General features: G+C 62.0%; 16 protein-coding genes. 15 read left to right on the plus strand and 1 reads right to left on the minus strand.

The features are described from left to right. From waaC to A7317_RS02265, 15 genes are all read left to right on the plus strand, one after another. Positions 1–1,062: a lipopolysaccharide heptosyltransferase I gene (gene waaC, locus A7317_RS02195; RefSeq protein ID WP_024073030.1), complete on the plus strand. Its 1,062-nt coding sequence runs from the start codon at positions 1–3 to the stop codon at positions 1,060–1,062. Further along, positions 1,062–2,186, plus strand: a complete 1,125-nt coding sequence (locus A7317_RS02200; RefSeq protein WP_069075123.1) for a glycosyltransferase family 4 protein — start codon at positions 1,062–1,064, stop codon at positions 2,184–2,186. Before waaC ends, A7317_RS02200 begins: the two co-directional genes overlap by 1 nt. Beyond that, positions 2,183–2,989, plus strand: coding sequence for a lipopolysaccharide core heptose(I) kinase RfaP (rfaP, locus tag A7317_RS02205; RefSeq protein ID WP_069075124.1), 807 nt, complete (start codon positions 2,183–2,185; stop codon positions 2,987–2,989). The genes A7317_RS02200 and rfaP overlap by 4 nt, the downstream gene beginning before the upstream one ends. Further along, positions 2,989–3,723: a lipopolysaccharide kinase InaA family protein gene (locus A7317_RS02210; protein ID WP_069075125.1), complete on the plus strand. Its 735-nt coding sequence runs from the start codon at positions 2,989–2,991 to the stop codon at positions 3,721–3,723. The genes rfaP and A7317_RS02210 overlap by 1 nt, the downstream gene beginning before the upstream one ends. Further along, entirely contained in the window at positions 3,720–4,472 is a 753-nt protein-coding gene (locus tag A7317_RS02215; protein ID WP_069075126.1) for a lipopolysaccharide kinase InaA family protein, read from the plus strand. Before A7317_RS02210 ends, A7317_RS02215 begins: the two co-directional genes overlap by 4 nt. Then, on the plus strand, positions 4,472–5,929 hold the full coding sequence (locus A7317_RS02220; RefSeq protein WP_069075127.1) for a lipopolysaccharide kinase InaA family protein: 1,458 nt from the start codon (positions 4,472–4,474) through the stop codon (positions 5,927–5,929). The genes A7317_RS02215 and A7317_RS02220 overlap by 1 nt, the downstream gene beginning before the upstream one ends. Before the next feature lie 712 nt (positions 5,930–6,641). Next, on the plus strand, positions 6,642–7,628 hold the full coding sequence (locus tag A7317_RS02225; RefSeq protein ID WP_069075128.1) for a sugar ABC transporter substrate-binding protein: 987 nt from the start codon (positions 6,642–6,644) through the stop codon (positions 7,626–7,628). Beyond that, the gene (locus A7317_RS02230; protein ID WP_069075129.1) at positions 7,628–9,151 is read left to right on the plus strand and encodes a sugar ABC transporter ATP-binding protein; all 1,524 of its coding nucleotides are present in this window, start codon (positions 7,628–7,630) and stop codon (positions 9,149–9,151) included. The genes A7317_RS02225 and A7317_RS02230 overlap by 1 nt, the downstream gene beginning before the upstream one ends. Continuing rightward, the gene (locus A7317_RS02235; RefSeq protein ID WP_069075130.1) at positions 9,144–10,130 is read left to right on the plus strand and encodes an ABC transporter permease; all 987 of its coding nucleotides are present in this window, start codon (positions 9,144–9,146) and stop codon (positions 10,128–10,130) included. Before A7317_RS02230 ends, A7317_RS02235 begins: the two co-directional genes overlap by 8 nt. Then, positions 10,127–11,053, plus strand: a complete 927-nt coding sequence (locus A7317_RS02240) for an ABC transporter permease (protein WP_069075131.1) — start codon at positions 10,127–10,129, stop codon at positions 11,051–11,053. The genes A7317_RS02235 and A7317_RS02240 overlap by 4 nt, the downstream gene beginning before the upstream one ends. 324 nt (positions 11,054–11,377) lie before the next feature. Beyond that, the gene (locus A7317_RS02245; RefSeq protein ID WP_024073039.1) at positions 11,378–13,135 is read left to right on the plus strand and encodes a carbamoyltransferase; all 1,758 of its coding nucleotides are present in this window, start codon (positions 11,378–11,380) and stop codon (positions 13,133–13,135) included. Further along, entirely contained in the window at positions 13,136–14,032 is an 897-nt protein-coding gene (locus tag A7317_RS02250; RefSeq protein WP_069075132.1) for an antimicrobial resistance protein Mig-14, read from the plus strand. It abuts the gene before it with no gap. Then, positions 14,029–15,435: a PIG-L deacetylase family protein gene (locus A7317_RS02255; RefSeq protein WP_024073041.1), complete on the plus strand. Its 1,407-nt coding sequence runs from the start codon at positions 14,029–14,031 to the stop codon at positions 15,433–15,435. The genes A7317_RS02250 and A7317_RS02255 overlap by 4 nt, the downstream gene beginning before the upstream one ends. Positions 15,436–15,489: 54 nt before the next feature. Next, entirely contained in the window at positions 15,490–16,638 is a 1,149-nt protein-coding gene (locus tag A7317_RS02260) for a glycosyltransferase (protein WP_069075133.1), read from the plus strand. Beyond that, positions 16,635–17,516 carry a glycosyltransferase gene (locus A7317_RS02265; protein WP_069075134.1) on the plus strand — a complete coding sequence of 294 codons (882 nt, stop codon included), beginning with the start codon at positions 16,635–16,637 and terminating at the stop codon, positions 17,514–17,516. Before A7317_RS02260 ends, A7317_RS02265 begins: the two co-directional genes overlap by 4 nt. A gap of 55 nt (positions 17,517–17,571) precedes the next feature. Here the strand turns inward: A7317_RS02265 and A7317_RS02270 are convergent, their stop codons facing one another. After that, entirely contained in the window at positions 17,572–19,428 is a 1,857-nt protein-coding gene (locus A7317_RS02270; protein WP_069075135.1) for a bifunctional O-antigen ligase/aminoglycoside phosphotransferase family protein, read from the minus strand. Between the last annotated feature and the right edge of the window lie 63 nt (positions 19,429–19,491).

Genomic DNA, 19,491 nt, shown 5'->3' on the forward strand with positions numbered 1-19,491 from the left:
TTGCGGGTACTGGTAATCAAGACCTCATCCCTGGGCGACGTGATCCACGCCTTGCCGGCATTGACCGACGCTGCGCGGGCGATCCCCGGTATTCAATTCGACTGGGTGGTGGAAGAAGGCTTCGCCGAAATCCCCACCTGGCATCCGGCCGTCGACAAAGTGATCCCGGTGGCGATCCGCCGCTGGCGCAAAAATATCTGGCAGACCCTCAAGAGTGGTGAATGGCGACGCTTCAAACAGCGCATCCAGTCGACCAAATACGACCTGGTGATCGATGCCCAGGGCCTGCTCAAAAGCGCCTGGCTGACCCGTTACGTGCGCGCGCCAGTGGCCGGTTTCGACAAAAACTCCGCCCGTGAACCGATTGCGGCGCGCTTCTATTCCCGGCGCCTGGCCGTGGCCCGCGGGCAGCACGCGGTGGAACGCCTGCGCCAGCTGTTTGCCGTGGCACTCGGTTACGACCTGCCCAAGGGCTTGGGCGACTACGGCCTGAGCGTCGACAAACTGCTCGGCCTGCCGCCGAAAAAACCCTTCGTATTGCTGCTGCACGGCACCACCTGGGACACCAAGCACTGGCCCGAAGCCTACTGGCGTGAGCTGGCCGAGCGCATGGGGCGCCTGGGGGTGGACGTGAAGTTACCCTGGGGCAACGCCATCGAAAAGGCGCGGGCCGAACGCCTGGCCCAGGGCCTGCAACACGCCGAAGTGCTGCCCAGGTTGAACCTGGCCGGCGTCGCCCGTGTGTTGGCCAGTGCCCGTGCCTGTGTGGCGGTCGACACCGGCCTCGGTCACCTGGCGGCCGCGCTGGATGTGCCGACCATTTCCCTGTTCGGGCCGACTAATCCCGGCCTGACCGGCGCCTATGGCAAAGGCCAGATTCACCTGGCCAGTGATTTCCCGTGCGCGCCGTGCCTGCAAAAACAATGCACCTATCAACCCACGGCCGACGACCTGCGTCGGTTCGACATCAAGCGCGAGTCGCCCCTGTGCTTCACGCGCCTGAACCCTGAGCGTGTGGCAACCCGGCTAAGCACGTTGTTATTGGCTGAGGAGCTGCACTGATGCAACTGGCTTTTGTTCTGTACAAATATTTCCCCTTCGGCGGCCTGCAACGGGATTTCATGCGCATCGCCCTGGAATGCCAGCAGCGCGGCCACCAGATCCGTGTCTACACGCTGATCTGGGAAGGCGACATCCCACCGGGCTTCGAGGTGCTGGTGGCGCCGGTCAAGGCGTTCTTCAATCATCGGCGCAACGAAAAGCTCAGCGCCTGGATGGAAGCCGACCTGGCCAAGCGCCCGGTAGACCGCCTGATCGGTTTCAACAAGATGCCCGGCCTGGATGTGTATTACGCCGCCGATGGCTGCTTTGAAGACAAGGCACAAAACCTGCGCCATTCGCTGTACCGCAGCTTCGGTCGCTACCGCCACTTTGCCGAGTACGAACGCGCGGTGTTTGCCAAGGATGCCAAGACCGAGATCCTGATGATCTCCGAAGTGCAGCAACCCTTGTTCATCAAGCATTACGACACGCCGCTGCAGCGCTTCCACCTGTTGCCACCGGGCATTGCCCAGGACCGCCGCGCACCGCCGAATGCCGCCGAGATCCGCGCAGGGTTCCGCAAGGAATTCAACCTGACCGATGACGAACTGCTGCTGGTGCAAATTGGCTCCGGCTTCAAGACCAAGGGGGTCGACCGCAGCCTCAAGGCCCTGGCCGCACTGCCGGCAGAGCTGAAAAAACGCACGCGCCTGTTTGTAATCGGCCAGGACGACCCCAAAGTATTCCAATTGCAGAGCGCCACCCTGGGCTTGGGCGACAACGTGCAATTCCTCAAGGGGCGCAGTGATATTCCGCGCTTCCTGCTGGGCGCCGACCTGTTGATCCACCCGGCGTACAACGAAAATACCGGGACCGTGCTGCTCGAAGCCCTGGTGGCCGGGCTGCCGGTGCTGGTCTCGGCGGTGTGTGGTTATGCCCATTACATCGCCGAAGCCGACAGTGGCCTGGTGCTGGATGAGCCGTTTGAACAAGCCCAACTCAACCAGTACCTGGCGCAGATGCTCAGCGATTCTGCACAGCGCATGGCCTGGGGTCGCAACGGGTTGGCGTTCGCCGAGACTGCCGACCTCTACAGCATGCCGCAGCACGCGGCGGATGTGATTCTGGCGGAGCCAAAACGATGAAGTTGATACTTGCCGAACCGTTCAAGACCCTCTGGGCTGGGCGTGACGCCTTCGCCGAAGTCGAGAAACTGCAAGGCCAGGTATTTCGCGAGCTGGCGGCCCGTCGCACGTTGCGCACCGAGGTCGACGGCCGTCCGTATTTCGTGAAAATCCACCGTGGCATTGGCTGGGGGGAGATCTTCAAGAACCTGATCACCGCCAAGTTGCCGGTACTGGGGGCGGGCCTTGAATGGGCCGCCATCCATCGCCTGCAGGCCCTCGGCGTACCGACCATGACCGGCGTAGCCTTCGGCGAAAAAGGCAGCAACCCGGCGGACCAGCATTCGTTCATCATCACCGAAGAACTGGCACCGACCCTCAGCCTGGAAGACCTGACCGTCAACTGGGTCGCCGAACCCCCGGCACCTGCACTGCGTCATGCCCTCACCGCCGAACTGGCGCGGATGGTCGGCGACATGCACCGTGGCGGCGTGAACCATCGCGACTGCTACCTCTGCCATTTCCTGCTGGACACCGCGCAGCCGATTGACGCGCACAACATCAAGCTTTCCGTCATCGACCTGCACCGTGCCCAACTGCGTGCCCATCTGCCGATGCGCTGGCGCGACAAGGACCTGTCGGCGTTGTATTACTCGGCGCTGGAGATTGGCCTGACGCGGCGCGACAAGCTGCGTTTCCTCAAGGGTTACTTCCGCCAGCCGCTGCGCCAGATCCTGGCTGAGCAATCGGCGTCCCTGAGCCTGATACAGCGCAAGGCCGACAAGCTGTATGCACGCAAACAACGCTACGGGGATGCGCTCTGATGGCGGGTTGGAACCTGGAACCTGCTTACGCCGCCCTGGCGGATGATTTCGGAAGCCTTGCAGCAGTGTTCGCCTTGCAAGGCGAGCGCCTGACCCGCGACCCCCTCTCGGAGGTGATCCGCGTGGAGCGCGGTGGGGTCAATTATTACGTGAAGCGCTATGTCGGGGCCGGCAAGGGGCTGCGGCGCTACCTGGGCAAGCCACGGGTGAAGTCCGAGTGGCAGAACCTCAAGCGCTTCGCCAAGTGGGGCATTCCCACCGCCGACGTGGTGGCCTGGGGCCTGGAACGCAAGGGCCTGGCCTACGCCCGGGGGGCGATGATCACCCGCGAGTTGCCCAAGACCGAAGATTTGTCGGTGCTGGCCGAGCGCAACGATGCGCGCCTCAAGGACCCCAAGTGGGTCGATGCCGTGAGTCGCCAGCTCGCCGAATACACGCGCACCATGCATGATCATCGCTTCACCCATAACGACTTGAAGTGGCGCAACCTGCTGATCGACGACCAGCAGACGCTGTATTTGATCGACTGTCCCAACGGTGATTTCTGGCGCGGTTTCTGGCTCAAGTACCGCATCACCAAGGACCTGGCCTGCCTGGATAAGGTGGCCAAATATCACCTGTCGGCCACCCAGCGCCTGCGCTTCTACATGCAATACCGCCAACGCTCGCATCTGACGGCGTCGGATAAACAGCGAATTCGCCATGTGGTGAAGTTTTTCGAGGGACGCGAATGAGTGATTTCCTGGCGGCCGACGACCGCGCTTTACTTGAGCGCAACGGCCTCGCGACTTTCGACGCCCTGTGGGCCAAGCAATTGGACGCGGTGGATGAGCCGAACACCAGCCGGGGCGGCTGGAGCAGCGTGTTTCGCCTGGAGCTCGATGGCCAGGGGTATTACCTCAAGCGCCAGAGCGACTACCTGACGCGCACCCTGCATCGCCCGTTTGGCGAGCCAAGTTTTGCCCGCGAATTTCGCAATATCAGCCGCTATCGCCAGTTGGGGATCCCGGCCCTGCAGGCGGCGTTTTTCGGCCAGCGCAAGGTCAATGGCGAGCATCGCGCGATGTTGCTGACGCGCGCCCTGGACGGCTGGAATGACCTGGAGTCATTGCTGGAGCAGTGGCCTTCACTGAGCGATGCCCAGCACCGCGCCATCCTGCAAGCCAGCGGCCAGTTGGCTCGGCGGCTGCACAGCGTTGGCCAGGTGCACGGCTGTTTTTATCCCAAGCATATTTTCCTGCAGGCGACGGGCGACGGTTACGCCGCGCAGCTGATCGACCTGGAGAAAACCCGTCCGCTGTTGTTCGGCTGGCGGGATCGGGTCAAGGACCTGGAGCCGCTGTTGCGCCGTGCACCGCAGTGGTCGGATGAGCAGGTGCGCCAACTCCTGGCGGCGTACCTCGAACAGCCTGAGGACAGCGCGCTGCTCGCCACCTGGCACCAGCGCTTGACCGCGCGGCGTAGCCACAAGGAGAACCGCTGATGCGTTTGTCCGAGTTGAAAAAAGCCGGGCGTACCCCCGGCCTGCCAATGACCCTTGACCTGGCGGACGCTGCTGGCCCTGGGCAGTTGCAACTGCTGAGCCTGTTGCGTGTATTGCCGGGCGAGCGCTACGTCGGCGCAGCGGTCTGGCGCGGGCGTCCGGTACTGGCCAAGTTGCTAGTAGGCAGTAAGGCCGCGCGACATTTTCAGCGTGAACTCGGCGGCGTGCGCCTGCTCGCCGAACACGGCTTGACCACACCGCTGCTGCTGGCCGATGGGTTGCAGGAAGGCGAGGGCGGCTGGCTGTTGTTCGAGTTTATCGAAGGCGCTGAGAGCCTGGCGGATGCCTGGCACGCGGTCGAAGGCTTGCCGCCGCTGGCGGATGAGCAAACCGCCGTGCTGGCCGAAGCGTTGGGTGCGATTGCCCGGATGCACGCCAAAGGGCTGTGGCAGGAAGACCTGCACCTGGACAACCTGCTGCGCCAGGGCGATAAGTTGTATCTGATTGACGGTGCCGGGATTCGTGCCGAAGAGGCGGGCAAGCCGCTGTCGCGCAACCGGGTGCTCGAGAACCTCGGAGTGTTTTTCGCCCAGTTGCCGAAAAACCTCGAGCCGTTTACCGAGGAACTGCTGGTGTATTACCTGCTGGGCAATGGTGAGCACGCGTTGCCGCTCGAAGCCCTGGAGAAGCAGGTGAGCAAGGTCCGCGCCTGGCGCCTGAAGGACTATTTGAACAAGGTCGGCCGTGAATGCACGCTGTTCAGCGTGGTGCGCGGTGCCTTCGGCCTGCGTGCGATTCGGCGCGAGGAAGAGCCGGCCATGCTGCCGGTGCTGGCACAGGCTGACGCATTGCTGGATCAAGGCCACCTGTACAAGACCGGGGGGGCGGCCAGTGTGGCCAAGGTCGAAGTGGCCGGCCGACCGTTGGTGATCAAACGCTACAACATCAAAGGCTTCACCCATTGGCTCAAGCGCTTCTGGCGCCCGAGCCGCGCCTGGCATTCCTGGCGCGAAGGCAATCGCCTGGCGTTCCTCGGCATTGCCACGCCCACGCCGCTGGCTGTATTGGAAAAGCGTTTTTTCTGGCTGCGCAGCCGGGCTTATCTGGTCACCGAGTACCTGCCGGGGCCGGACATCATCGAGCGTTTCGCACCCTATGTTGAGCACGGCGACGCGCCTGAAAACGAACTGCTGGCGCTGGACCATCTGTTCGCCGAGCTGATTCGCGAGCGCATCAGCCATGGCGATTTCAAAGGCCACAACCTGTTCTGGGATAACGATCGCTGGTCGCTGATCGACCTGGACGCGATGTGTCAGCACAGCTCTGCCGCCAGCTTCGCCCCGGCGTATGCCAAGGACCGTGCGCGGTTTATGCGCAATTGGCCCGAGAGCAGTGCGTTGTATCAGTTGATCGATCAGCGTTTGCCCAAAGGGATCGAGATTGGTGGCTCCCTGTAGCAGGGCGCGAGGGCAATATGAACGTAGATGGGCAACCCGGAAGAGCCTGAAACCTAGGATTGAATATCCCATGGCAGATGAAAAACTAATCCCTCCGCAGTTTCTGCTCTTTGAAAGCGAGAGTGAGGTGGAGCGTGTTGCAGAAGGTGTGGCAGCGAAACCGCCAAACCTACCATCTGGCTTTGGGCTTCTGTGTTGAAACCCTTCATGAGTGTCTCCATGAGAAACATCAGCAGCGCGCCCCATCGGCATGAGCGTTTTACGACCGGGCCAGGAAAATCGTGCCTTTGACGTGCTCAAACGCAAGTTTTATTGCAGTGGAGGGCGGAGCAAGGTAGGTGAGGGTTTTGAAAATTGGGGGCTGAAAATTTTTTCTACTGCAGAAAGCGAAAAGCCCCGGTGAAACTCACCGAGGCTATAACGCCGACCGGGATCCCCCAGTCCATTTGCGGCAGATTCTATGCCCGCGATTTTAGAGTGTCAGCGCGCACCACCTGAGTAGCCGATAGGCCGTGGTCGTGCCGAGTCTACTGATGCGCTCAATAGTAAGCGCTGTTGCCTGAGCAACAGTTGTCGGACAGTTGTTGGCCCAGAACGACAGCCCGCTTTGCCCCTGAAACATTATCCAATTGATTTAATTCAATAAAAATCCTGGCACGGGCTCTGCAATGGCTCCTGGTGAACCCTTTCACTGGTCGCAGCGGAGCCCTGTATGCCTTTCAGCCTTTCCACGTATTTCCGTTTGATCTGCCTTGGCGCCGCGCTGTTGCTGGGCCACGCTGCCAGTGCCCAGGCCGCCGAAGGCGATGATGCCGTGCCGTCCCTGGCCGGCAAGCGCATTGCAGTGAGCATGACCGGCACCAGTCACTATTTCGATATCAAGGCGTTCCAGGCTCAGGTCGATGAGATCAAGCGCCTCGGCGGCACGCCGATCACCCTCGATGCCGGGCGCAACGACAAGAACCTGGTGACCCAGTTGCAAACCGTGGTCACCCAGAAACCTGACGCCGTGATTCAGACCCTCGGCACCCTCAGTGTGATCGACCCCTGGCTCAAGCGCATCAGCAAGGCCGGCATCCCGCTGTTCACCATTGATGCGCCGTCGCAATACAGCCTCAACAACACCACCTCCGACAACGTCGCCACCGGCAAGGCCCTGGCTGATCAATTGATCAAGGACGCCGGCGGCAAAGGCAAGATCCTGGTGTTCAACGGCTTCTATGGCGTGCCGGTGTGTGCGATCCGTTATGACCAGTTGAAGCTGGCACTCAAGGACTATCCACAGCTGGAAATCATCCAGCCAGAGCTGCGCGATGTGATTCCCAACACTGTGCAGGACGCCTATTCCCAAGTGTCGGCGTTGCTTAACAAATACCCTGCGGGCAGCGTCTCGGCGATCTGGTCGGCGTGGGACATTCCGCAACTGGGCGCGAGCAAGGCGCTGATCGATGCCAAGCGTACCGAGATCAAGACTTACGGCGTCGACGGCACGCCGGAAGTACTGGCGCTGCTCGGCCAGGCGAATTCGCCGGTAGGGGCGGTCGTGGCGCAGCAACCGGCGTTGATCGGCAAGACCGCCGTGCAGAACGTGGCGCGTTACCTGGCCGGGCAACGTGACCTGCCCAAGGAAACCCATGTGGCGACGCTACTGACCACCGCCGGCAACCTGGTGCAGGTTCAGCAACTGCGGGGTGACTGATGGCGGCATTGCACCTGCAACACCTGCATAAACGCTTTGGTGCCACCCTGGCGCTGGAGGATGCGAGCCTTAAAGTCGAACGCGGCACCATCCACGGTCTGGTGGGGGAGAACGGTGCGGGCAAGTCGACCTTGATCAAGATCCTGGCCGGCATCCACAAGGCGGATGCGGGGCAGGTGAATATCGACGGCCAGTCGTACGCCGCGTTGTCGCCGCGCCAGGTCGATGCGCTGGGCGTGCAGTTTATCCATCAGGAGCGCTTGTCGCCGGCGAGTTTTACCGTGGGGGAAGCGCTGTTTTTCGGGCATGAATTGCGGCGCGGGCCCTTTGTTGATCGACGCCGCCAGCAGCACGAAGCCGAGCGCTTGCTGGCGGAGTATTTTGAGCTGCAATTGCCCGCCGGGGCGCTGGTGAGCGAGCTGAACAGTGCCGAGCGCCAGGTGCTGCAAATCACTCGGGCGTTGATTCGCCAGCCCAAGATCCTGGTGTTCGACGAACCCAGCGTGGCGCTGGTCAAGCGCGAAGTCGACCAGTTGCTGCGTATCGTCAAACGCCTGCGTGATCAGGGCATATCCATCCTGTACATCTCCCATTACCTGCAGGAAATCGACAGCCTGTGCGATGAAGTCACGGTGCTGCGCAATGGTCGGGATGTGGCGGTGGTGCAGCCACGGCATACGTCCAGTGCCGAGATCGCGCGGTTGATGGTTAACCGTGAGGTGCAGGAGATGTACCCCAAGGCCAAGGTTGTGCTGGGGGCGCCGTTGTTGCAGGTACGCGGGTTGAGCCTGGCGCGGCGCTATCGGCAGATCGACCTGGAAGTGCGGCGCGGCGAAATCCTTGGCCTGACTGGGCTGGTCGGCTCGGGAGCCAAGGAATTGTTCAAGACACTCTTCGGCGTCGAGTGCGCCGACAGCGGCAGCGTGCATCTGGATGGGCGTTTGCTGCGCCTGCGTTCGCCGGGCCAGGCGATTGCCGAGGGCATTGCGCTGGTGCCGGAAGAGCGGCGCAGCCAGGGGATTTCGCCGCTGCTTTCGGTGCTGGAAAACCTGACGCTGGCGGGGCTTGGGCGGTTCAGCCGCTGGGGCTGGTTGGACCGCCGCAAGGAACAGGCGGAAAGCCTGCGGCTGATCGACGAATTGGCAATCAAGGCACCTGGAGCCCAAGCGGCCGTCAGCCAGCTCAGTGGCGGCAATCAGCAAAAAGTCGCCCTGGGCAAATGGCTGAGCCGCCGCTCGGCGGTGTACCTGCTGGATGAGCCCTGCGTGGGGGTGGATGTGGGGGCGAAGGTGGAGATCTATCGCTTGATCGGGCGCTTGGTGCAAGAGGGCGCAGCGGTGTTGGTGGTGTCTTCGGATTTGCCAGAGTTGTTGGGGATCAGTGATCGAATCCTGGTGCTGCATCGTGGTGAGATCGCCGGTGAATTCCTGGCCGGGGAAGCGGACAGCGATCAATTGCTGGCTTGTGCGACGGGGGTCGTTGTTGCTGCGGCTTTAAAAACTCGCGAGGTGGAACATGCTTGAAGCCGCGACGCCTGGGTTATCGCAGCGCTTGTGGGTACTGATGCTGCGCCGTGGTTCGGTGGGGGTGTTTGTGGTGATCCTGCTGGGGTTTGCCGTGGCCGCGCCGAACTTTCTGTCGGTGGGCAATCTGGCCAATGTGTTCAGCCAGTCGGCGATTCTCGGCGTGTTGGCCTTCGGGCTCACCTGCGTGATTATCGGCGGCGGTTCGAACGTGGTGGCCGGTGGGCTGGACCTGTCGTTGGCGGCCAACCTGGGGTTGTGTGGGGCGGTGTTCAGCCGCCTCAACAATGCCGGCCTGGACCTGTGGCTGACCTTAATGCTGACCATCGGTTGCGGCCTGGCGGTTGGCCTGCTCAATGGCCTGGCTGTGGTGTTGCTGCGCTTGCCGCCATTGCTGGCGACGCTGGCGAGCATGAACGTACTGGCCGGGCTGGAGCTGGTGTTGACGGAAAATACGGTGGTCTCCACCGACTCGCCGCTGCTGGACATCCTCAGCGGCGGGGCTTGGTGGGGTGTGCCGGCCCTGGCTTGGGTGCTGCTGGTGGCGGCAGCGTTGTTGACCTTACTGATCCAGCACTCGCCCTACGGGCTGCGCCTGCATGCGGTTGGCGAGTATCCCCAGGCGGCTGAGGCGGCGGGCATTCGTGTGCCCGCCTACGTGGTGTCGAGCTATGTGCTGTCCGGCCTGTGCGCCGCTGTGGCTGCGCTGTGTTCGGCGGCGTTTTTCAGCGGCAGCACCACCGGTTCCGGCGACATGCTGCTGTCGGTGGTAGCGATCGCCTTTCTCAGTGTGGTGTTTTCCCGCAGGTTGGTGGCGAGTATCCCGGGTACTTTGCTTGCAGCGCTGTTGATCGGTTTTCTGATCAATGGCTTTCAACTGCTTAACCTCTCCAGTTTTTGGGTCAATGGTGTGCAGGGCGTGTTGATTTTGCTGGTAGTCGCGGCGTCCAGTGCATTGAACCGAGGGGCGACGGCATGATCCCACGCGCATTATTGCCGCTGGCATTGCCACTGGTATTCACGCTGATTGTCGTGGTGTTTGCGCTGCAAGCGCCGGGCTTCCTCAGTGCAGGCAACCTGAAAAGCCTGGTGCTGAACAACTTCGTGCTGCTGGCGATTGTCGCCATCGGCATGACCTACGCAGTGGCGGCCGGTGGCATTGATTTGTCGGTGGGCACGGCACTGGACTTTGCCAGTTTCAGTTTTGTGGTGCTGCTCAATGGCGGGCATGGCTGGGCGCTGGCGGCCGCGGGCGCGCTGGTGGCGGCGCTGCTGGTAGGGCTGGTCAATGCCGGCCTGATTGCCGGGCTGCGGATCAGTCCGTTCCTGGCAACCCTGGGTACGCTGTTTATCGGCACCAGCGCCCAGCAATTGCTTTCGGACGGCGGCCAACCGATCTATATCAGCCAAGGCTTGAAGCCCGAGTTCACGGGGCTGACACCGCTGCTGATCGTTGTGGGGTTGGCGCTGTTCTACGGCCTGGCCCTGGCGCGTGGACGCCTGGGCCGCGAGTTGCTGGCCCAGGGCACCCAGCCGCTGCTGGCGTATTACTCGGGGTTGTCGGTGCGGCGCATCGTCAGCGTCGTGGCCCTGGCTACCGCCCTGGCTTGTGGGGTGGCGGGCGTATTGCTCAGCTCGACAGTCAGCGCCTATGTGCCGCTGTCCGGTAACGCGTTTTTGCTCAACGCGATTGGCGCGGTGTTTATCGGCACCACCTTGAGCCGACAGGGCCGTGCGAACATTCCCGGGACCCTGCTGGGCGTGTTGTTTATCAACGTTATCGCCAACGGCTTGCTGCTGATCGGCTGGAATTTCTATTGGCAGCAGGTGGCGACTGGGGTGCTGATTTTTGTGGTGCTGGCGTTCAGCTTTGCCAGTCGGCGCTTGGTCGAGCGCGCCTAGTGTTACCTGGCGTTGATCAACGATTGGCGGATCTCCCGCAAGCCACTCGGCTACGATGTTCACTAAAAGGCCTGCCAGACGACAATAACGGCGATGTCTTGCCGGTCGTTGCCTCTGCCGTGCACGATCTGCCGCCAGTCCAAGGACGGCAGCATCGAGATCTTCCGTTAGCGCGCAGTGACAACCGGTCGCCACATTCCCTAGATCATCCCGCCGCATGTTTACGCTATAATCCCGCCCTTTAGCTGTTTCCTGCCCAGGCGGGAAGCACACTTTTTTCAGGCGCAACCCGCCTGCATGCAGACTAAAAGAGGCTAGACCCCTGTGGCATTGACGATTCTTGGCCTGTCCGGCGCCCTTAGCCATGATCCTTCCGCAGCCCTGTATATCGACGGCAAGCTGATCGCGGCCGCCGAAGAAGAGCGCTTCGTACGCGACAAACATGCAAAGAACCGCATGCCCTACGAGTCGGCGAAGTTCTGCCTGGAGCAGGCCGGCATCAAGCCTTCCGACGTTGACGTGGTGGCGATCCCGTTCGCCCCGATCAGCCTGTTCGGCGAGGCGCGCTGGCACTACGCCAAGCGTTACTGGTACGCCCCGGATCGCGCCCTCGACGCGATCCTGATGGGCAACCGTCGCTACAAGCGCTACCGCAACAAGATCGTCTGGTGCCTGGAGCAACTGGGCTTCGATCCGAAGAAAATCAAGATCGAGCCGGTTGAACACCACCTGGCCCACGCTTCCAGCGCCTACCACTGCTCCGGCTTCCAGGAGAAGACCGCGATCCTCGGGATCGACGGCAAGGGTGAGTACGCCACGACGTTCTTCGGCTACGGCGAGAACGGCAAGATCCACAAGATCAAGGAATTCTACGATCCGGACTCCCTCGGTGGCCTGTACGGCGCGATCACCGAGTTCCTCGGTTTCGAGATGCTCGACGGTGAGTTCAAGGTCATGGGCATGGCGCCGTACGGCGACGCCAGCAAATACGATTTCTCGCGACTGGCCTCGTTTGAAAACGGCGAGCTGGTGATCAACACCGACTACGCCAACGTTATCGGCCTGCGCCGTTACAAAGAAAAGGGCAAGGGCTTCTACTTCTCGCCAAAACTGATCGAGTGGCTGGGCCCCAAGCGCGAAGGCGACATCGCCGACGAGCCGTACATCCACTACGCCGCCAGCATGCAGGCGCTGTTTGAAAAGCTGGCCTTGCAGATGATCGACCATTACCTGGGCGACATCCTCAAGGACACCGGCAAGCTGGCCTTCGCCGGCGGCTGTGCGCTGAACGTCAAGCTGAACCAGAAGATCATTGCCCGTGACGACGTCAAGGAGCTGTTCGTGCAGCCGGCGTCCGGCGATGCCGGCACCGCTGTCGGCGCCGCCGCTTACGTGTCCCACGCCCGTGGTGTACCGGTGGAGAAGATGGAACACGTCTATCTCGGCCCGTCCTACAGCAACGAAGACGTGATCGCAGCCTGTGCCAAGCACGAGAGCAAGCCGAACTGGCGCAGGATCGAAAACATGCCCAAGCGCATCGCCAGGATCATGGTCGACGGCAACCCGGTGGCCTGGTTCCAGGGCCGCATGGAATTTGGCCCGCGCGCCCTGGGCGGTCGTTCGATCATCGGTTGCCCAAGCGCCACGGGCGTGGCTGACCGCATCAACCACCAGATCAAGTTCCGCGAGCGCTGGAGGCCTTTCTGCCCGTCGATGCTCGACACCGTGGCCCCGCAGATGATCAAGGTCGATCACCCGGCGCCGTTCATGACCTTCACCTTTGAAGTGTCGGAAGAGTGGAAGACCCGCGTACCGGAAGTGGTGCATGAAGATGGCACGTCCCGCGCCCAGGTGCTCAAGCGCGAATACAACCCTCGCTACTACGACATGATGAAAGAGCTGGAAGTGCTGACCGGTAACGGCGTGTCCCTGAACACTTCGCTCAACCGTCGTGGCGAAGCGATGATCTGCTCGCCGACCGACGCACTGAACATGTTCTTCGGCTCGGACCTGCAGTACCTGATCATGGAAGATATTCTGGTCGTCAAGGATGGCGTGGACCCTTATGACGCTGTGGTTTAAATGCTGAACCGCTTCCAGGCTTGGCGTGAACGTGGCTGGGCGCCTGTCGAGGCCGAGGTTTACGCCCAGGCCTGGCTGCGGTTTGGTGGCAGCGTGGCGACCCATCCGCAGGTCGTCGAGCGCTTGGCGACGCTGGCGCAGATTCCGGTGCGCTACCTGGGCTGGGAGCAGGACGGCGAGCTCAAGGGGGCGATTGCCACCTGGGGCCGCGACCTGGCCCTGTCCAAGGACGTGCTCAAGCGCAGTGGCAAGAAAGGCCTGTTTGACCTGGGCAATGCCGAGATCATCCTGCCCATTGCTGCCGACGCGCAGGTGCCGGTGCGCCATCGTGGGCGCTACCTGTCGGCGCTGAATGAAGGCCGCGTCAGCACCCTCAAGCCCCAGGCCGAGCAACTGGCCATGGCCCGTACCCCCGAAGACCTGTCGAAGAAATTTCGCTACAACCAGCGCCGCGAGCTGCGTCTGCTGGAAGAGGCGGGCGGTGTGGTGCGCGCGGTCAGTGAGTTCTCCAGCAGTGAGCTGGCGGCGATCTACTGCGATCTGTTCCAGCGTCGTTGGGGGTTCCCGGCGACTGGGGCCGAGCGCCTCGCCGAGGTGCTGGCATTGCTCAAGGAGTTCCTGATCGGTTCGGTGTTGTTTCTCAACGATGCCCCTATTGCCGTGCAATTGGTGTATCGCGTCGAATCACCTGAATGGATCAGCATTGAATACGTCAACGGCGGGGTCGACCCTGAAACCCGCGCGTTCAGCCCTGGCAGTGTGTTGAGTTTCCTCAATACGCAAAGTGCCTGGGAGCAGGCCCGGGCCGTGGATAAACCGCTGCGTTTTTCTTTTGGGCGTGCCGACCGTGAATACAAGGAGCGCTGGTGCACGCCAGTGCCGGTGTTCAGCCTATGAGCCGCAAACAGCAACTGCTCAAGCGCCACCGACGCAACAAGCGCATTGCGCTGCTGATGGGCTTGCTGGTGTTGGTCGTGGCCGGTGTGCTGGTGGCCTGGTGGCTGCCGTTGATCCTGGCGGTGCTGCTGTGGGTGGCCCACGAAGCCTGGTTCGCCGACCATTTGTTCTATTCGCCCAAGGATGACTACCAGTACCGCTTTGCTCCCGGTGGCCAGTCGGTCGGTGTGCGCCTGGACGCCGGGCGACTGGTGCCACAAGCGCCTTTGGAACTGGCGGGCGATGAAACACTGATCGTCGAAGTGCAGCTCAAGAGCAGTTGGTTGGGGCGCTTCTTGGATCCAGCGGTTGAATTGTCCGGGGATCGCCAGGCGTTCGAGCGTGGTGTGGCCGGCAAGCGTTACCTCAACCTCACCGGTTCCGCGACGGCACTGGCCGGCGGTGAGCTGCACCTGCGCGGTCGCTATTGCCGCGTGATCGGTCAGCCGGTGCTGTGGGTCTTCCGGCAACCGGACCTGGCCCGCCAGCGAGTGATGGTGATCGCGCCCCATGCCGACGACGCTGAACTGGCTGCATTCGGCCTGTATGGCCAGGCGGACGAAAGCTGGATCGTGACCCTGACCGCCGGCGAAATCGAGGCCGAGCACTATCAGCAGATGGGCCTGCCCAAGGCCGACGCCGCGCGGATCAAAGGACGCCTGCGTGCCTGGGACAGCATTGCCGTACCGCGCTGGGCCGGCGTGCCCGAGGCGCGGTGCGTGCAACTGGGTTACTTCTGCCTGCAACTGCCGGCCATGCGTGACGCTCCCGATCAGCCCCAGGCGTCCCGCGAAGCGCAACTGGACGATACGCGGCTGTTCCGCCAGTTCAATGCCCTGGCGCTGCCCAGTGATGCGGACGGCGCGCCGACCTGGAACAACCTGATTGCCGACCTGCGCGCGGTGTTGCTCAAGGCGCGCCCCGAGGTCATCGTGGTACCGACCCCGGTGCTTGATCCTCACCCGGACCATATCTGTGCCCACGCCGCGGTGGTGCAGGCATTGGAAGGGCTTGAATGGCAGCCGACCACGCTGCTCGGTTATGCCAACCACCTGCATGATAATGACCGCTGGCCCATGGGCGATTCCGGTGCCGGCGTGGCGTTGCCGCCGCAGTTCGATGCGACCCAGGTGCTTGAGCCTTATTGCCGGGTGCTGACCCTCGGCCAACAGCGGGACAAGGCGATGGCGCTGGGCATGATGCATGACCTGCAACCCCGCGCGCCGTTCAAGCGTCGGGTGCGCCGCCTGTTGCAGCAATGGCTGGCCGGTCGTGGTCCATCGCCTTATGGTGAGAATGAATTCTTCCGCAAGGCCGTGCGCCGTCACGAGCTGCTTTGGGTATTGAAGCCGGACCGGGATTGACTATTTTTCGTTGGGCCGCTCGCGCGTAGCGGCCTGATTGCCCCATGGAGTGATATGAAGCCTCGTTTCAAGGTTTTGCAGTTGCAGCCGGACTACAACGTCAAGCTCAATGATTTCGCCGACCTCGGCGAGCAGATCGTCAAGTCGTTGCCGGTCGAGCGTTTCGAGGTCACGTCGGCCTTCCTCAGCGGGCGCCCGCGGCCGGGCCAACCGTTGAGCGTGGCCGCGCACTCCAAGTATTTCGAGTTTCCCGAAAAGGCCCTCAAGGGCATTCGCCTGGGCGCCATGTGGCAAATCTACAAGTACTGCCGCGAGCAGAAGTTCGACGTGGTCATCTGTAACCGTTTCAAGTCGGTGAACATGATGCTGTCGCTCAACCGCTGGTTGAAGATCCCGCTGTGCATCGGCATCTCCCATGGGTTTGGCGAGTACGAGCGGGCTTATCGTCGGCGCCAGACGCGCCGTCTGGTGAGCCCGGCCTGGCGCTTCGTCGGCGTGTCGGCAGCGGTCCGTGACTACCTGGTCGGCCTCAATTGCGGCTTTACCCGCGAGAACACCACCTTCGTCACCAATGCCATCGACATTCCCCAGGCCGAAGCCTTGCAACTGCCCCGCGACCAGGCGCGCCAGGAACTTGGCCTGCCCCTCGATGCACGAATCATCGGCGCCCTGGGGCGCCTGGTGCCGATCAAGGGCCACACGCACCTGTTGCAGGCGTTTGCCCGGCTCAAGGACAAATACCCCAACGCCCAGGTCGGCATCATCGGCTCTGGCCGTGCCGAAGCGGACTTGCGCGCGGACATCGAGCGCCTCGGCCTCACCGGCCGCGCGCACTTGCTGGGCTTTCGTGAAGATGGCCTCAAATACGTGCGTGCCTTCGATATCTGGACCATGCCTTCGTTGCTGGAAGGGCTGGGGCTGGCGCTGCTGGAAGGCATGAGCGGGCGCCTGCCAGTGATTGCCTCCAATGGCCCGGCCATGTTGCCATTGGTGGAGGGGGCGGGTGGTTTGTCCCACGAACCCGGCAATGTCGAGCAACTGACAGCCGCCTTGGATACCTACCTGGCGATGAGTGACGAACAATTGCGTGCCAAAGGTGAACAGGTGTTCCGCTACCTGGAAGAAAACCACGCCCTGGCCGAATTCCAACAGAAATACCTGGACTTGATCGAAAGCGGTTTAAAGGAAGTAGGAAGAGCATGACTCAGCAGCAACCCCTGGTCTCGGTGATTATCGCGTCCTACAACCATGGCCGGTACATCGAAGAGAGCATCCTCAGCGTGCTCGCCCAGACGTACCCGAATATCGAACTGCTGGTGGTGGACGACGGCTCCAAGGATGACAGTGTCGAACGTATCCAGCGCCTGCAGGCCGAGCACGGCTTTGATTTCCAGGTACAACAGAACCAGGGGCTGACCGCCACGCTCAACGGCGCCATCGCCCGCGCCAAGGGCAGCCTGATCGCACCGTTCGGCTCCGATGACATCATGCTGCCTGATCGTATTGCCATTCAGGTGGCGTACATGCAGGACAAGCCGAAAGTGGGCATCTGCGCCGGCAACATCGAGCTGATCGATGGCGACGGTCACCTGCACCCGGAGAAGAAACAGCGCCGCGACGTACCGTTTCGCAGCCTGGATTTCGATGATCTGTTCATGGATCGCAAACCCTTCCCGCCGGCGCCGACCATGCTGATTCGTCGCGAAGCGCTGGAGCAAGTGGGCGGCTTCGATCCGCTGATTCCCCTGGAAGATTTGCTGATCCAGTTGAAGATCACTGCCGCGGGCTACACCATCGACGCCCTCGACGTGGTGATGGCGCGCTATCGCCAGCACGCGAGCAACACCTACAAGAACCACCGCTACATGATCCAGAACATCCTCAAGACCTACGCCAAGTTCAGCGAGCACCCGGCTTATGACGCGGTGCGCTACAAATTCCTGAACTCGATGTTCCTCAAGACCGCCGACCGGGACCGGCCGCTGGCGCGGGAGATCCTCAAGCAGATCCCATTGAAGTTCTGGGGGCGCAAGACCTTGCGTGGCCTGGTGCGTCTGTACCTGATGCCCCTCAGGAACTGAGGCGGCGAGGGGGGTAAAAAAAGGCGACTATCAGCGGTGATAGTCGCCTTTTTTATCAGACGCTGGGAATCGCCAAAGCCTGCACCTGTGCCCGAATCTTCGCAGTGGCGCCTTGGCTGGCAACGGCCGCATAACCTTTGGCCAGCTGTTCGAAGTGAGTCTCGAACAACCAGGCGCGGTCCTGCGGGTAGCGTTGCATATGACGCAGGTTGCGCTGGCGCAGGGCGTTGCGCAGCGGCGAAGGGAAGATGCGCAGGTCGGCGATATCGATCAGGCCGAACTCACCGTCATCCATCAGCAGCACGTTCCCCAGGTGCAACGAACGGAAGTACACGCCGCGCTCATGCAACTGGGCCATGAACTGGCCGAAGCGCTCGATCAGCGACTCGCGCAGGCTGCTGTCCAGGCTTTGCAGGGCCTGGCGCAGGGTCAGGCCGGGCAGCGGCGAGTAGATCACGGCGCTGCTGCCGTCGTGCAGCCCATACAGGCCAAGAATCTGCGGCGTGGGGATACCCAGGGTACGCAATTGCTCGGCGTTACTGGCAAACCGCTCGGAGTAGGGGTTGAAGCTGCCCGAGGTGTACCAGCGCCGCGGGCGGAAGACCTTGAGGAAACGGCCGTCAGCCAGGCGCAGGACTTTCGGGCCCAGGCCGTCGGCTTCGATGACGTGTGCATGGCTGCACAGTTGCTCGAAGGCGGCTGGCTTGAGGGCTTGTACCGGCATGCGCAGCACGCTGCGACGACGCTGGGCGATGCTCAGGCCGGCGATGAGAGCCAGTGGGATCCACAAGACAAACCAGTGCTCCTTGGGTCGCGACAGGATGCCGCCGCCTTCGGTCAGGCCGGCGCCGATGCCGTACATCAGCAGGGAAGATGCCAGGATAAACAGCGGCTGCGCACGTTCCTTGAAGCCTTTGTACAGGCCCCAGCCGAGCATGAAGATCCACGGGATAAACCCGATGATACCGACGTAATACAACACGCCCAGGGCGAAGCTGTGGGGCTCGCGCAGTTGGAAGCCATCGGCCAGGGTCAGGTACAGCTCCGAATCGTAGCTGTGGCCAATCCACGGGTGTGCGGCGATGCGTTGCAGCGACATGCCCCACAGTTCAAAGCGGAACGAACTGCCCCGGTTGGTGATCAGTTCCGGGTAGAACAGCAGGAGCCCGGCGGCGCCCACGACCATGCCCGCGATCAGCAGTGCCGAGCGGCGATTACGGCTGATAAAGGTCATCCAGAGGATGGCCAGCGTCAGTGCCACCAGTGGCGTGCGCGAGCCGGTGGCCAGGACCGTCGCGGTCATGATAGCCAGGGCGGGTACGCTGAACCACAGCACGCTCAGGCGCTGGGTGGTCATGCAGACATACAGCCAGTAAACGCAGAAGAAGCCGAATACGTGGGAACTGAGCAGGGGGTTATCGAGGGCGCCGCGGCCGCCGATCATGCGCATGCCCGGCTCGAAACCCTTGACGAATGCCACGAGGTTGCACAGGCAGACCACCAGTGCGATCACCGCCGCACTGAAGAAAATCGGCTTGAACAGTTCATTGCGGTAATGCAGCAACAGCCCGCAGCCGGCAAACAGCATGAACGTGTGCAGGGGACGCTTGAACAGGTCCGTGTCCGGGTGTTGCTCCGGGCTCCAGAACAGGCTGATCAGGGCCCAGGCGGAAAACACCAGGAATGCGATCGCCAGCGGCTCGCGCAACAGTTCCTTGAATTCCCGCGGGCGCAGGCACAGCAGCAGCAAGGTCGGCGCACTGAACAGGGCGTAGTAGAACTTGTGCAGCACATTGCGATTGGTGACGAAGAACAGCGAGCTCAGCAACAACAACAAGCCAATGGGCAAAATCCAGAGAACCAGAAAGTCGAAAACGCGATTTGAGCCATACATCAGGCGCTTGGAGTGCATACGCAAAGCCATTCCAGATTGAGAAAGCCGACCATCTTAAAGTAGTGGCTATATAATGTCGCC

This window comes from Pseudomonas fluorescens (genome assembly GCF_001708445.1).
In the GTDB taxonomy this organism is placed as follows: domain Bacteria; phylum Pseudomonadota; class Gammaproteobacteria; order Pseudomonadales; family Pseudomonadaceae; genus Aquipseudomonas; species Aquipseudomonas gorinensis.